Consider the following 15,434-nt stretch of genomic DNA (forward strand, 5'->3'; position numbering starts at 1 on the left):
AAATGGTCCGACTAGACGAAAATGAGATTTCATTTCCTGATCCGGAAGTGTATGATGGACATGACGGGCTGATTGCCTTTGGTGGAGATTTGTCTGTAGAACGCATTTGGTTCGCTTATCAATTGGGTATCTTCCCCTGGTACAATCCGGAAGAGGAAATTCTATGGTGGTGCCCAAATCCCAGATTTGTTCTGGTTCCAGATGAAATAAAGGTTTCCAAATCGATGAGAAAAATCCTGAACAGGAATATTTTTACTTTTTCGGAAAACAAAAACTTCAGAGAGGTCATCAAAAACTGTCAGCAAACCGAACGAAAAGGGCAATCCGGGACATGGCTTTCTGATGAGCTGATGAATTCTTTCATTCAACTTCATGAATATGGTCTGGCCAAAAGCATTGAAGTATGGCAGGATGGCGAATTGGTAGGTGGTTTTTACGGTTTACAGATTGGTAATGTTTTCTGTGGTGAAAGTATGTTTACAAAAGTAAGTAATGCCTCAAAAGCCGGATTTATTCACTTTGTAGAAAGCAATAAAGATTATATTGAATTAATTGACTGCCAGTCTCATACCGAACATCTGGAAAGCCTGGGGGCAAAAATGATTCCTAAGAAAGAATTTTTAAAAATCCTACACGAAAACAATGAACGCAGATAAAGAAAAATGGATTCTTCTGACAATCCTGAGTATTATTTGGGGGTCTTCTTTTATTTTGATCAAAAAATCACTGGATCATTTCAACCCGTATCAGGTAGGGTCACTAAGAGTCCTTATTGCCGGTATTGTTCTGCTGCCAATTGCCATATCCAATTATAAACTTTTTCCGAAAAGGCAATTGAAGTGGCTTATCCTGGCTGCTTTTACCGGAAACTTCATCCCTATGTTCCTGTTTCCTATTGCAGAAACAGAAGTCAGCAGCAGCATTGCAGGAATCATCAACTCTATGATGCCTATTTTTGTAATTATTGTAGGAGCTTTGGTATGGAAGTTTGAAACCACAAAGAAACAGATCATAGGAACGCTGATAAGCTTTACAGGAGTCTGTATTCTGGCTTTTGGCGGTGGTGACAGTGGTGAACTTAAAATAATCCCAATTTTACTGTTATTACTCGCTACCTTATGCTATGCTGTGAGTACAACCACCGTAAAATCAAAGCTTATGGAGGTTTCTTCCGTAGTTTTATCTTCTTTTATATTTTCTTTTGTTTTAATTTTTCCTTCCATTATTGCCCTTACAAGTACAGGTTTTTTTTCTGAGTTCAGTTTTTCAAAGGACAATATGCTTGGGCTTATGTTTGTAAGTTTACTTTCTATTTTCGGAACTGGGCTTGCTATGACCATGAATTATCGGTTATTAAAAGTTTCCACTCCTCTTTTCGCCTCAACGGTCACGCTTATCATGCCTATAGTAGCTATTATTTGGGGCCTCATTGATGGTGAAAAGCTAACTGTTTTCCAATTTATAGGTGCGGGAATTATTATTGCCGGACTGATCTTTTTAAGAAGTAATCCGAAGAAATAAAGGTCTAGTTGAAAAGACTGGAAGCTGGAAGAAGGAGGCTGTAAGTTATTTTTAGTGATCTGATTAACTGATTATTTGTTAATGGTTATTCCAGAATTATTTTAACGCAAAACTCACAAAGGGTTTGATTGAAAAAATTTCGTTCGCAAAGGCGTTTCACTTAGCTATGTTCGCATTCTTTGCTGAATGAGCTGCCCTTGCGGGCGAAAACATTCCTATAGTTTGATGCTTCTTTGCGTATCCTTAGCGTTAAAAAATATCCTAATCTGAACTCCGGTTCATTAATGATTCTTACTTCAAAACCTTCCTAAAAAACGATTAAACAGAAAGGACAATAATTATTCTCCGCTTTCTTTTCCAACTCTCAGCTTCGAGCTTACAAAATCGTTTATCAATAAAAAAAGCCTGCATTTCTGCAGACTTTTTCGTTATTTGGAGTATGTTTAGTTCTTTTTCTTTACTTTACTCACCTTCACCTTTTTCACCTCATCTTTGATGAACGGGTATTTCTTCTGCATATCCTTTACCAGAGACGGATCCAGCTCTAAAGCTTTCTGAAGGGATTCTATTCCTTTGTCCTGATCTTTCAGATTGAAAAAACAATTGCTTAACTGATAGTATAGCTCTGCTCTGTCATGATGTTTTATTGCTGCATTTAAAACAGTAACAGCGTCTTCATATTCCCCTACAAGCATAAGAACTTCTGAGTAAGCATACCAGTTGTAAAACCTTGATGGTTCAGCATCTACCAGTTTTTTAAGACAGGCAAGACTTTCTTCAAATTTCCCTGAATCAATGAACAGGAATGCTAATCTTTTCTGATAATCAAGATTATTTTCATTCAACTGTGTTGCTTCCTTAGCAAAATGAAGTGCTTCAGACATACCACCCATTTCTTCATATAAATAAGACTGCTCCATCATCGCCAGATAAAACTGGGGGTCTTCTCTCAACGATTTCTGAAAAGAATTTAAAGCTAAAATAGGCTGCTTTAATGCTTTGTTGCACAATCCGATTTTATAAAAAGTAAATGCTTTGGTATATTCCAGTTCAAGCATTTCCTCATAGGTATCAATAGCTTTCTGGTATTGTCCTAAAGCCTCATAACATGCTGCTTTATTGGCATATACTCCTACAGAATTTGAATTGATAGCCAATAGATAATCATACCCTTTTATGGCTTCATCGAAGTTCTTTCGGTTGAAGTAGAATTGTCCATATTCAAACCATGCGGTTTCAGAATAAGAGAATTCATCTAAATATTCATTAAGAAAGGCAATAGCCTCCTCACTCTTATTCAGATCACTGAAGCACACCATTGCATTTTCCAGCGAATATTCATCCGTAGGATCTTCTTTAAGTGCTTTTCTGTAATGTTTAAGAGCGTTAAAAGGATCACCCAGATTTACATATTCATCTGCAATAAAGTTGTGAAGAAAGTTTTCTTCTTCCTCCAGCGTAAGAGCTTTTTTACAGATTTCAATGGATTTTCTAGGGTTACCCAGGTTCGAATAATACTTAGCGTAGCAAACTAAAAAGTCTGTATTCTCCATGGAAGAACCTTTTAACTCATCAATAAGATCTTTCGCTGTATTATATTCTTCCCACTCCAGAAGAATTTCAAGTTTTTTGATCTTGATATCTAATGAATTGGGGTGAAGCTTTAGTCCATAATTAACAGCTCTATCAGCGTAATTAAAATCACCCAGCTCCAAATAATAAACAATAATATCTTCCAACTCCTCAGTATCGAAGTAGAATTCGTCATTGTTTTCCATCATTTCTTCGAACTTTTTTACAAGTTCATTTCCAAAATACTCTTCCAATAGTGTCCTCTTTGTCGGCCCGATGCCTGAATTTGCTTGCAGACCCCGGCAAACTTTATTAATTAATAATATATCTGAAACTGATATTCAAATATTTATGCAAAGTTGCAACTTTTTTTTGAAATATCCTTTTCATAAATTTCTATTATAAAAATAGTAAAAAAAGAAAACCGATAAAAGGATTGTGGATAAAAAAACGAAAATTGGGGGTTAAATTTTTATTACGAGCCTTTTTCCTGTTTGTATCTCAGCATTCCATGCTTTTTCGATATTTTTTATATCAGCCTCTTCTGTTTCTATTTTAATTTTTCCTTCCACAGCAGCCTGAAACATTTCGGGAATAATTTCTGAAAATAACAGTGCTGATTCTTCTTTTGTCCAGCTTCCCAATCCTGATCCTGAAATCTGGATATCTGTCGCTCTTAGAATCTGAGAAGACAGCTGAATCGTATCGCTGCTCATCCCGCCAATAGTAATCAGTTTTGTTTTATGAGAAAATGTTCCGTCTCCTTTAAATGCTGATAAAATCATTTCTACAGAATGGCCCCAGATATAATCGATAACAATATCAATAGGAGTTTCATTATGAATTTCCTTTATTTTTTTTTTAAAATCTTCGTCACTTAACTGCAGGGAAACAGCCTCATCTGCTCCCAGTTCACGGAGTGCCTGCAGAGATTCTTCGTTTCTTCCGGTAACAATAATTTTTGAGGCTCCATATACCTTCGCAATCTGAACCGCTATTCTGCCTGTAATTCCGGTTGCTCCATTTACCAGAACAACATTTCCCGGTTGTATACCTGCTTTGAATTTTAATGCCATCGCCGACCCCATCACTGCATTGGGAAGGGCTGCTGCAATGGAAAAATCAAGTCCGGCAGGAACATTAACCATCATTTTCTTATCTGCAAGGGCTTTTTCAGCCACCGTTCCTTTTTTACTGAAAAAATATACTTTTGTCCCGTCTTCGAGCATCCCTACTCCATCTGAACCTACAACTGTTGGCTGATGAACTTCATTTTCTGTAGAATAGTGTTTTCCACTGGCTCTTGCTTTATCCAGATTTTTAATGGATGCTGCTTTTACCGTAACCAATACTTCATTTTCATTGGATATTACCGGCTCAGAAAAATCTGCATACTGAGGAATACCTCCTTTTTCAAATACTACTGCTGCTTTCATTGTTTTAAATTTTTGTACAAAATTATGACGAGGAAAACCGTGAGACGATAACATTTGTTATCAGTTGAAGAAAGGCTGGAAGCTGGAAGAGGGAGGCTGGAGGCTATATGAGTCGTGAGTATAAATGAAAAGGGTAAAAACGCAAGGTTCGCAAGGGTTTTATGGTTATGTTTTATTTTTTGTCCGCAAGGGTGCTTTGCTCAGCTAAGAAGACGAACATTACTAAGTGAAACGCCCTTGCGAATGTTTTTATAAATATTATTTTTAATTCTTTGCGTACACTGCGTTAAAGATTTTTGTGAAAAGACTAAAAAGCGAAGACCACAAGGTTCTTTATCATGCTGTTTTATTTTTTGTCCACAAGGGCGCTTTGCTCAGCTAAGAATGCGAACATCGTTGAGTGAAACGCCTTTGCGTACGTTTTATGAGCATCATTTTTTAATTCTTTGCAGCTGCGTTAAAATCTAATTCATTTGTTCCTTCATCTGCATACCGTCTGCAAGAAACTTCCCACCTCCAGCATCCATCTTCCAGCTTAAGAACTCTCCTCTTTCAATATTTTAGACTTTATCCTGCTAAGATGCACAGTGGTAATACCCAGGTAAGAAGCAATATAATGCTGGGGAACTCTTTTGATGATTTCCGGTTTTTGCTGGGTAAGCTGAATATACCGCTGCTGTGGGGTATCTTTTATGAAGGAAAAAAAATGCTTCATATAATCGAAGATTCTTTCAAACAGCGCGTCCATCAATAGGTTTCTGAGTTCGGGGGTTTCGTAAGCCTCTTCAAGAAATGCTTCTACATCAGGCTTTTTAATTTTATATAAAATACAGGGTTCCACTGTTTCAAAGGAGACCATGCTGGGAAGACCTTTTTTAAAACTTTCCAGAGAAGAAAACATTGTGTTTTCAAGAAAGAACTGAAAGGTAACATCTTTACCATCGTTATTATACCAGGCTCTTACAATTCCTTTTTCAAGATAGAACGCATTATTTGAAACTTCTCCTTCGTTTAGAAGCAGGGTTTTAGCAGGAACTTCCATCCGTTCGAAGTTGCCTAAAAATTTTCTCCATTTTTCTTTTGGAAAAGGGAATCTGTTTTTGATGTGTTCAAACATTCGGGTATAAAAAAAGAACGGAACAAGTCCGTTCTTATAAAGTATTTAAATTAAACTTTTAATTTTCGCGATGATGTCATCTCCTAATTGATCAGCTTCTTCCTGAGATTTTGCTTCTGTATAAATTCTGATGATCGGCTCTGTATTGGATTTTCGAAGATGTACCCAATTGTTTTCGAAGTCAATTTTTACACCGTCAACAGTAGAAACATCTTCGTTTTCATATTCTTTCTCCATCTTACTTAGGATAGCATCTACATCGATCTCCGGAGTCAGCTCTATTTTCTTTTTACCCATGAAATAACTTGGATATCCTGCTCTCAATTCGGAAACTGTCTTATTTTCTTTTGCCAGATGGGTAAGGAATAAGGCTACACCTACTAAAGAGTCTCTTCCGTAGTGAAGATCCGGATAAATAATTCCTCCGTTTCCTTCTCCACCGATTACGGCGTTTTTCTCTTTCATTAGGGTAACCACATTTACTTCTCCTACAGCACTTGCAAAGTATTCTGAATTTTGTGACTGCGCAACATCTCTCAATGCACGGCTTGAAGAAAGGTTAGAAATTGCAGCTCCTTTTTTATGTTTTAGTAAATAATCGGCAACGGCTACCAATGTATATTCTTCACCGAACATTTCTCCTTTTTCATCAATCAGAGCCAGTCTGTCTACATCCGGATCTACCACGACTCCTACATCTGCATTTTCTTTTTTTACCAATTCGCAGATATCTCCCAAGTGTTCTTTTAACGGCTCCGGGTTATGTGGAAAATGACCTGTTGGTTCGCAGTATAATTTAACCGTTTCACAACCTAATTTATCTAATAGCATTGGAATGGCAATTCCTCCAGTAGAGTTTACAGCATCCAACACCACTTTAAAGTTTTTAGCTTTAATGGCTTCTACATCTACCATTGGCAAATCAAGGATCTGCTGAATATGAATATCAAAAGCATCTTCTCTGGTCTCATATTTTCCAAGATGATCTACTTCTGCATAGTTGAAATCTTCGCTTTCAGCTAACGCAAGTACATCTGCTCCGTTTTCACCAGTGATGAATTCTCCTTTTTCGTTTAAAAGCTTAAGGGCATTCCATTGTTTTGGATTGTGAGATGCGGTAAGGATAATTCCACCGTCTGCTTTCAGCTCAGGAACCATTATTTCTACTGTAGGAGTTGTAGAAAGTCCTAAATCAACCACATTGATTCCTAATCCCTGTAATGTTGCTGTTACCAGTGAAGAGACCATCTGTCCTGAGATTCTGGCATCTCTTCCGATAACCAGCGTTAAGTCTTTTTTATTTTTATTATTCTGAAGCCATGTTCCGAATGCGGAAGCGAATTTTACCACATCTAATGGTGTCAAGTTATCATTTACTTTTCCACCGATGGTTCCGCGAATTCCCGAAATAGATTTTATTAACGACATTCTGTTTTATTTCTTATTGATTAGTGTAATAATTTATGCGAAACAAAGATACTTAAAAAGACATTGACCTTATAAAACAGGAATCTTTTTTTGAACTTTATCATAAGTATTCTTTACAACTCTTGGAGGAGCAAAACGATAACCTATGTACAGTAAACCATATAGGCTGTTATTCTGTACGGCCTGATTTCTTGTCTGGTTATAGGCATAGGCACTGAAATTCATTTTCCCGCCAAATAAAAACCGGTCTGTATTGTATCCTATATGAAGACCTCCTTCCATTCTTAACGTCAGATATTGGACGTTCTTTATCGAACCATCCCCAAAAACATCGCGATAGGTTGAAAATTTCCCTCCGAGTCCGAGAGCAAGATAAGGGGCAATATTTACATTTTTTCCAAGTACCCAGTTATAGAAATAGCCCATATTGGCTCCTAATTTATACTGTGTTTCTTTGGCTTTCTGATCTTCTATTTTATTTCTTAAAATAGTAAGGTCATAATCCAGAAACGGAACCCAGCTGCCACTGCTCTTCTTTTGCCATTCGCCCTGGGTGTAGATACTTCTTGCAGAAAAGTTTTTATTAAGAATATAGGCCGTAGAGCCTCCGAAGCTTTGTACTCTTAAATCCGGGAATTGCATATAAGAATCTCCTTCCTTCCAAGCTGGAAAGAGCTCTTTCATATTTTCAATATAAAAGCCTTTTACATTTTTGTAATAAAGATTCTGGATCAGTCTATTGGGGAAAAATCTGACACTAAAGTCTGTATAAGAACTATTTCCTTTCAGATCATTGTCATTATTCCCTTCAAAGAAACGGGGTGCAAAGGATATGGTAGCACTTATAATCCTATAGTCTACGGAAAATGAAACTTTTGTTTTATTATTGATGGAGAAAATCTGTTTTTTTTCATTTCCTTTTTCGCCTTCTGTAAAGATATAGCTTTCAATATTGGTATCCAGATTGGCGCGAATCATCACCTGATCTGCGTAAGATTTAATATCTGTGGTATCTCTTTGTGCATCGACCTGAATGATCAACAGTAAAAATAATACAACAAATATTCCTTTTGTAAGACTCAATCTGGATATTTTAAATTAAAAAAATGAAAATACTACATTTTTTTCAATTATCCATGTGAGTTTTATATTAAGAACAACCGCAATCTTTATCGCAGCTTGATCTTTTGGAGCTGAATTTTTTAGGGGCAAAATTCTTTTTAAGCACTTTGAATAAAGAATAGCAGGCAAATACTACCAATAAAGCAATAAGTACATACTGAATAACTAAGGAAGAATCCATTATTTTAAAATTTGATATACTATCATCGACACAAAATATGCCAAACCTGTCATCATAGCTACCTGAAAGCCTGTCCATTTCCAACTTTTGGTTTCTCTATAGACTACTGCAAGTGTAGAAATACACTGCATTGCAAACGCATAAAACAGAAGAACGGAAATTCCGGTTGCAAAGCTGAAGACTTTTTCTCCATTGGGCTTTACATCTCTTCTCATTTTATCAATTACCTTTACTTCCGGAGCATCATCCTCAAGACTATACAGCGTTGACATAGTGCCTACGAATACTTCTCTTGCTACGAAGCTGGTCAGGATTCCTACTCCCATTTTCCAATCGTATCCCAGTGGAGCGATCAGCGGTTCTATTCCTTTACCCATTTTGGCCAGATAAGAATGATCTAAGTGAACGTCTGAAGCAACAAACTCATTCGGCTGTTGTTTTGGACCGAAATAGCTTAAAACCCAGATAATAATACTTACAATAAAGATTATTTTTCCGGCTCCGGTAATGAAATCCCATACTTTCCCTAAAACCATTTTAAGATCATATCCGAAAAGTGGCTTTTTATAAGCTGGAAGGTCCATTACCAAATATGTTTTTCCACTGTCTTTAATGAATCTTTTCAGAATAGCTGCAGAGAACAAAGCTACTAAGAATCCTAAAAGATACATTCCCATCAGAACCAAAGCTTTATATTTTATTCCCAAAAACGATCCTTCTGAAATAATTAATCCGATGATAATACTGTATACCGGAAGTCTTGCAGAGCATGTCATAAAAGGAGTTACCAATATCGTCAGTAATCTTTCCTTAACGTTTTCAATATTTCTTGTGGAAATCACTGCCGGAATTGCACAAGCGGTTCCTGAAACAAGGGGTACAATACTTTTACCATTTAATCCAAATGGACGAAGAAGCCTATCCATCAGAAAAACAACTCTAGCCATATATCCTGAATCTTCTAATAGGTAAAGGAAATACAGTAAAATACCAATCTGTGGTGCAAAGACTACAATTCCTCCTATTCCCGGAACGATTCCGTTAGAGATTAACGAATTGATTGGTCCTTCCGGAAGATGTTCTCCTGTAAAAGCTGACAGCCATGAGAAAAGCTCTTCAATCCAATTCATCGGATATTCTGCAAGGAAAAAAACGCTTTGGAATATCACCAATAAAATCAGTAAGAAAACCACATATCCCCAGAATTTGTGCACCAAAACTTTATCCAGTTTCTCTGTAAGCAATTCTTTGAACTGAGGCTGTTTGGAAATAACGTTGTCTAATATTTTATCTACATTCTGATATCTCCTAACGGTCTCCTGAACCTGTAATCTTTTAGGAACCAGACTTTTAACATCAGAACTATTGATCTGATCCATTTCAGGATCTATTTTTTCAAGGTTTGTTCCCAGTGAAAGACTCATCCAGGCCTTATATTCATTATCAAACCCTTTTTGAGAGACAAGTTTCTGAATAAAATCTTTATGTTCGTTCGGGGTTTCAAAAGAAACTTTTTCTGTTTTTACAAACTCATTGTTATAAACAGCATCTTTCACTTCGTTGATCCCGATTTGCTCTTTTGCATTGGTCTGAATAATCTTAATGCCTAATGCATCAGAAAACTTTTGAATGTCTATGGTAATTCCTCTTCGCTCAGCCTGGTCAATCTGATTGACAATCAGAATCATTGGGATCCCAAGATCCTGTATCTGCTGGAATAGAAGAAGGCCTCTTTTTAAACTTAATGCTTCAAGAATATAAACAACTCCCTCATAATTTTTCTGCTCATCAATAAGGTATTTTGAAAAAATAGCCTCATCTTCTGAACTTGGATAAACGCTGTAAGAACCTGGAAGATCAATGACTTCGATGTCCTCATTCTTATGCGTATAATGTCCTGAATGGCTTGCAACGGTAACCCCTGCATAATTTCCGGTTTTCTGCTTTTTGTTACAAAGCGCATTGAAAACCGTTGATTTTCCTACATTAGGATTTCCGACTAAAAGTATCTGTTTTTTCTTGTTTGCCTGCATTAATTCAATTCTTCAACAATGATATAATCTCCTTCTTCCTCACGAAGAGCAATCCGGCTTTTTTCGGCTCCAAATTCCACATACATCGGTCCATTAAACGGAGCCTGGTATAAAATTCTGAAAATGGTCTCCGGAAGAAGTCCCATTTCAATAATTTTATTGGGCATTTTCAGATGGTCATTATCATATCCCAATATCTTTCCCATTTTGTTTTTAGGAAATCCACTTAATTTATGTAATTCTTTCTCTTTCAAAGCCCTATTATTTTGTAGCGCAAATATACGCTATTTAAATTTAATCTAAATAACGTTTTGGCTATAAAAAGAATCAACCCAAATACATTACTGTACCTGGGTTGACTCGGAATATAATTTAGTTGATATGAATGCTTATTTTTTCTTTTTATCAGAAGAATCCTGATCTTTTTCAATCGGATTATCATTTGAGTTAAAGTAATCCTTCGCCATCTTTTCTTGCTTTTTAAGTGCATCTCCAATGGTAACATCTGATCCCGGCATTTTCATGTTCATCATTTCGGGGCTCACTTTCTGGCGGATTTCAGCCATTGGATCCTGCTTAAAGCTGGCGTATGCTTTGTCAAATTTTTCTTTTGTAGTAGATGTCACTGTATTGGAAACACCATATTTCGCATTGATCTTATCCGAATAGGTTAGTTCATCATAATTTTCAATCTTCTTATTTCCGCTCAGCATCCATGAATAGTTTTTCTCATCATCTTCAATCTTAACGATGAGCCCCGGAAGGCCATAGAATTTATACGGACCATCCTGAAAAGGAATATCTGAACTGAACCATGCAGTCCATTTTCGACCTCCATATTCTGTAGTTGCTTTCTGGGTATTGTATTCTCCTATTTTCTGTTTTTCCGGCTGGATATTCCAAACAAACTTAACTGGAGCATCATATCCAAATAAATTCATGCTTACTCTATCAAGATACTGTTGTTTCATTTCCGGATAAGTTTTTACAATCTTGTAAGCAAATTTAGGAGTCTTGATAAGTTTAGAAATATCTTTCCATACTTTTGCTTTCTCCATTTCCTCAACAGCAAGCCTGATAATAGAATCCTGAGCGGGCATGGTATAATCCTGATAAATGGACTTTTTGGGCGTAATATCCAAAATTGTAATGAGCTTGTCCAGTTTTGCAGAGTCTTTCTTCGGCTTAAAGGTTAATTCATAAAAGAATCGGTTTGCCGTTTCTTTGCTGCCCTGAGCATTAGCAAAGGCAAAAAGTATGATAAGAAATACTGAAAATAGCTTTTTCATTCCTCAATTTTAATAATTAGTAATCACTGTTAAGAATTTGTTACAGTTTTTCTTCAATTTATTTTTTAAAAGATAAAATCAGGAAGGGGGAAATTTATCTGAGCAAACGGTAATTTCCACTATAAAATTAAGGAATGTATAAAAATTATGATTCTCTTAAAACATTTTAAGATATAAAATTTTTACCTTTAAACTTCTCAAAAACAAAATATTATGGATACTCTATCGCAATTTAAAAATGAGCTGGAAGCTGAATATCAGACGACCAGAAAATTCTTTGAAATTTATCCTGAAGAAAAAAATGATTATGCTCCTCATGAGAAAAGCATGAAAATGTTGCCCCTTGCCACTCACATCGCTGAAGTTTTTGAATGGCCCAACACTATGCTTACCACTTCAGAGCTTGATTTTGGCAAAGGAGATTATCAGCCTAAACAGCTTTCTACGAAGGCAGACCTTCTTCAAACTCTTGATCAGAATTTTAAATCTGGAAAAGAAGCTCTGGAAAGTGCAAATGAGAATGACCTTACTGCAAGCTGGGCACTTAAAAACAATGGAGAAGAGCTTGCAAAATGGTCTAAATATGAATCCATCCGCCATGCGCTTAATCAAATTACCCATCACAGGGCACAATTAGGCGTGTATTACAGGATCAATGATATTCCTTTACCGGGAAGCTATGGTCCTTCTGCTGATCACCAGGCTTTTTAAGTCCTTATATATCTCAATAAAAAACCAATCCACTCGGATTGGTTTTTTTTATTTTATTTAAAGTTGAATTTTACAGTAAACATGACCTGGCTAGGGCGAAGCTGCATGGAGGTGGAAGTAATCGCAGCATTGTCAAAATCAATTTTTTCAAATACTTTTCTATTGGCAATATTCATCCATTTCAATTCAAAATCTACTTTCTTCTTAGCCCAGGAAAACTGATAGGAAAGGTCAAAGAATCCGTTATTATACTTTGCATCACCTGATTTTGAATTGATCTGATCCCAATAAAATCCAATGGTATGGTTTTCTATCGGATAAAAGAAGACATTCAGGTTATGGGTGTACCCTTCGCTTTTTCCTAAATTTCCTGTCATGAAGATGTTAGACTGCTTATTCCATGTTTGAGAGGCGTTAAAGTCTACACTCATCCATGAAAAATAGTTATTATTGAATTTAAAGCCTACTGTGTTTGCAATGGTCTTATTATCAATAAAAGCAGTATTTCTTATTAACTGTGATTTAGACAGGGTATTGTTAAATGTAAAAGAAGCATTGGTTTTAAATTTTGGAAAATATTTTCCTATTTCTGCATAATAGCTGTTGCTGGTTCTCTTATTTTCTCTTTCCAGATATTCAGTCACTCTGAATCCAAATGGATTGACAAAAATGGAGGAGATAAGATTATTTTTGGTATCCCCTATTCTGCTTCCTACATTGAAGAAAAGGTTATTCAACGGGTTTCTGTATTCTAATCTTGCTCCTAAACTTTTTGTAGTGGTCTGAGGAATCGGGTTGTTCGGGTTCATGACGCTGAAACTTCCCGGATTGGTCATAATATATCCGCCGTAAGCAGTCTTTATATCTCCAAAGTTATTACTGATATTTCCATTGACACTTGCTTTAAAGAAAGAAGCAAATGAATACTGCACAAAAATATTAGGCGTGAATGTCGTTTTATTCAATGTTTTTGAAACGTTTCTAATGACATCATCTGCCTTAATGTTATTAAAGTTTACCGGAAAACTGGCAAATAGACTCCAGGCTTCTGATTTATAATTAACTCCTAAAGATGCTGAAGGGGTAATTTCAGTAAATTTCAGGCTGTTTTCATAAGTCGGGCTGTTAAAATCAGGTTGTCCGGAGGTTGTAATTCCGTCAAAATTTGTATCCAGTTTATCAGTAGAATAATCAAATCCTACCTGTGGAGTAAAGGTCCAGCCTTTCTTTGTAAAGCTTATATTTGCAGAATGTGATGTATCTAATGTCCTGATTCTGAATCGTTGTAATGCAAAACTTCCCGGAACAAAATCGATCGTTTTCATTGAATCTTTGATTGAATTTCTGTACGGAATCTGCATATAATTAGCAGGAGAGATCTCCAGAGTCTGGTTATCATCCTGATAGCTGATATAGGATTTCAGGTTGATCATCTTTTCTTTCCAGGGAATAATTGTACTTAATGAGTTCTGGAAAGAGGACGTTGGAGATTGTACAGCTTCAAGCCCGTTTCTTTCAGAAACACTGTCTTTTCTGTATGCGTTGGTACGGTCTCCGTTCCAGTACTGTGAAAAGGTAGTTGTATTTTTGAAGAACCCTTTCTTTGCATTTTTAGTGAAAATAATCTCGCCTTTTAGTTTATCTGTATAAAAATTATTTAAAAACCGTGTTCCATATTGAGTCTTTTGCTGGAAATCATTCGTGTTGCTTGATGATTCTCTTTCTACTGCATTATTGGTATAATTGGCATTGACCTTAAGCTCCCATTCTTTTTTCTTATCAATATTGGTAAGGTAATTCGCTGAAAGATAATGTACACTATTGAATAGATATCTTTTCACAGGAAGATCAGGCGTTACTGCATTTTCCACACTCAGCCAGTTATTCTGGGAAATATTGGACCTTCTTCCTTCCCATCCACTTCCGAATGCCAAAATATTCCCCTCATTTTCTACCTGCTCACCCATATTATTGGTCTTATAGTTAACTACCCATTGGCTTTTCTGTCCGAAAAACATAGGAGTCAGTTTTACATTCCATAGCCATGGTTCTCCAAAGCCTGTTCCGACTTCGCCACGACCGGTCATGGTTACTGAGTTTTTAAGCTTAATATTGATCGCCGCCTGATCTGAAGGTACTTTATCCTGAAGAATCTTTACCGGCTGGTGGTTTTCAAGGACTTCCACTTTTTGTACAGCATCTTTGGGCAGCGAGTTGTTGATTGTTCCATAGCCGCCTTCCATAAGGTCTTTTCCGTTGACATAGAATTTATTGATTGCATTTCCCTGATAAAGAATAGTTCCGTCTGTATTGACTTCAATTCCCGGAATTTTCTTCATTACATCGGCAAGGGTTCTGTCGTTTTTACTGTTGAAAGCTTTAAGATCATAAGAAATGGTATCTCCTCTGGCAGTGATCATTTTGGTTTTCAGCTGTACTTCCTTAATTTCTGTAGCTTCAGACTGCATTTTAAAATTCAGGGTTTGCTCGCTATTGCTGATTTGCTTTGTAAGCGGCTTTTGATTGAAGGCCTTTACTTTAAGATCCACATTAGATTCTGAAGAGGTAAAAGTGACTTTGTACTCTCCCTTGGAATTGGTGATTCCATAAGCCAGAATAGCATCTTTACCCGGTTCCTCGATCGTTACACTGGCACTTGGTATGGCTGCTCCTTCATCATCTGTAATTTTCCCGGAAATTGTTTTCTGCGCGAAGGTGAATACCATCATAAAAAGCATCAGAAATAAGGAAATATTTTTTTTCATATTCACTATTTGACTAATTAGTTAATCATTGTAGTTTTTCGTTACACTTTCTTTAAAGATATATTTTTGTTTTAAAAGTTAAATCCTTTCACTTTACCTCTTTATATTTTATCTTGTTTGTAAAGGAAAAGTATAGTTACAGAAAAATTCCAGATATTTTCTCATTTATATCAAGAGAAAATACAAATCAACAACATGAAAAATCACCACCAGTTGAATAACAACAAAGTCTAACTATCTCACTTTAAGTAATTTGAAA

Annotated in this window: 12 protein-coding genes; 3 read left to right on the plus strand and 9 right to left on the minus strand. The window is 36.2% G+C overall.

From position 1 onward, the window contains the following. The first annotated feature begins 2 nt into the window (after nt 1-2). Together aat and WH267_RS21215 are read left to right on the plus strand one after the other, a co-directional pair. Nucleotides 3-656 (plus strand): leucyl/phenylalanyl-tRNA--protein transferase, encoded by a 654-nt coding sequence (gene aat, locus WH267_RS21210; protein ID WP_340010813.1) that lies wholly within the window; start codon nt 3-5, stop codon nt 654-656. Beyond that, nucleotides 643-1,521, plus strand: a complete 879-nt coding sequence (locus tag WH267_RS21215; RefSeq protein WP_340010815.1) for a DMT family transporter — start codon at nt 643-645, stop codon at nt 1,519-1,521. Before aat ends, WH267_RS21215 begins: the two co-directional genes overlap by 14 nt. Nucleotides 1,522-1,964: 443 nt before the next feature. Here the strand turns inward: WH267_RS21215 and WH267_RS21220 are convergent, their stop codons facing one another. From WH267_RS21220 to WH267_RS21255, 8 genes are all read right to left on the minus strand, one after another. Beyond that, the gene (locus WH267_RS21220) at nt 1,965-3,347 is read right to left on the minus strand and encodes a tetratricopeptide repeat protein (protein WP_115972089.1); all 1,383 of its coding nucleotides are present in this window, start codon (nt 3,345-3,347) and stop codon (nt 1,965-1,967) included. Nucleotides 3,348-3,557: 210 nt separating this feature from the next. Continuing rightward, nucleotides 3,558-4,529 carry a quinone oxidoreductase family protein gene (locus WH267_RS21225; protein WP_115972090.1) on the minus strand — a complete coding sequence of 324 codons (972 nt, stop codon included), beginning with the start codon at nt 4,527-4,529 and terminating at the stop codon, nt 3,558-3,560. A 535-nt stretch (nt 4,530-5,064) separates the two neighbouring features. Then, nucleotides 5,065-5,646, minus strand: a complete 582-nt coding sequence (locus WH267_RS21230) for a Crp/Fnr family transcriptional regulator (protein ID WP_123320205.1) — start codon at nt 5,644-5,646, stop codon at nt 5,065-5,067. A 45-nt stretch (nt 5,647-5,691) separates the two neighbouring features. Then, nucleotides 5,692-7,074 carry a phosphoglucosamine mutase gene (gene glmM / locus WH267_RS21235; protein WP_115972092.1) on the minus strand — a complete coding sequence of 461 codons (1,383 nt, stop codon included), beginning with the start codon at nt 7,072-7,074 and terminating at the stop codon, nt 5,692-5,694. A gap of 69 nt (nt 7,075-7,143) precedes the next feature. Next, a complete protein-coding gene (locus WH267_RS21240) occupies nt 7,144-8,157 on the minus strand; it encodes a DUF4421 family protein (protein WP_340010820.1) in 1,014 nt (337 codons plus the stop codon). A gap of 219 nt (nt 8,158-8,376) precedes the next feature. Then, nucleotides 8,377-10,410: a ferrous iron transport protein B gene (gene feoB / locus WH267_RS21245; RefSeq protein ID WP_340010822.1), complete on the minus strand. Its 2,034-nt coding sequence runs from the start codon at nt 10,408-10,410 to the stop codon at nt 8,377-8,379. Continuing rightward, nucleotides 10,410-10,664 carry a FeoA family protein gene (locus WH267_RS21250; protein ID WP_123320209.1) on the minus strand — a complete coding sequence of 85 codons (255 nt, stop codon included), beginning with the start codon at nt 10,662-10,664 and terminating at the stop codon, nt 10,410-10,412. The genes feoB and WH267_RS21250 overlap by 1 nt, the downstream gene beginning before the upstream one ends. A gap of 135 nt (nt 10,665-10,799) precedes the next feature. Next, nucleotides 10,800-11,699: a GLPGLI family protein gene (locus WH267_RS21255; protein ID WP_340010825.1), complete on the minus strand. Its 900-nt coding sequence runs from the start codon at nt 11,697-11,699 to the stop codon at nt 10,800-10,802. Nucleotides 11,700-11,912: 213 nt separating this feature from the next. On the opposite strand from WH267_RS21255, the gene WH267_RS21260 reads away from it, so the two are divergent. Further along, the gene (locus WH267_RS21260) at nt 11,913-12,410 is read left to right on the plus strand and encodes a DinB family protein (protein ID WP_115972097.1); all 498 of its coding nucleotides are present in this window, start codon (nt 11,913-11,915) and stop codon (nt 12,408-12,410) included. Nucleotides 12,411-12,463: 53 nt separating this feature from the next. Here WH267_RS21260 and WH267_RS21265 read toward each other — a convergent pair whose 3' ends face one another. After that, nucleotides 12,464-15,175, minus strand: coding sequence for a hypothetical protein (locus WH267_RS21265; RefSeq protein WP_340010827.1), 2,712 nt, complete (start codon nt 15,173-15,175; stop codon nt 12,464-12,466). Between the last annotated feature and the right edge of the window lie 259 nt (nt 15,176-15,434).

The organism is Chryseobacterium sp. MYb328 (assembly GCF_037572595.1).
GTDB classification, from domain to species: domain Bacteria; phylum Bacteroidota; class Bacteroidia; order Flavobacteriales; family Weeksellaceae; genus Chryseobacterium; species Chryseobacterium pennae.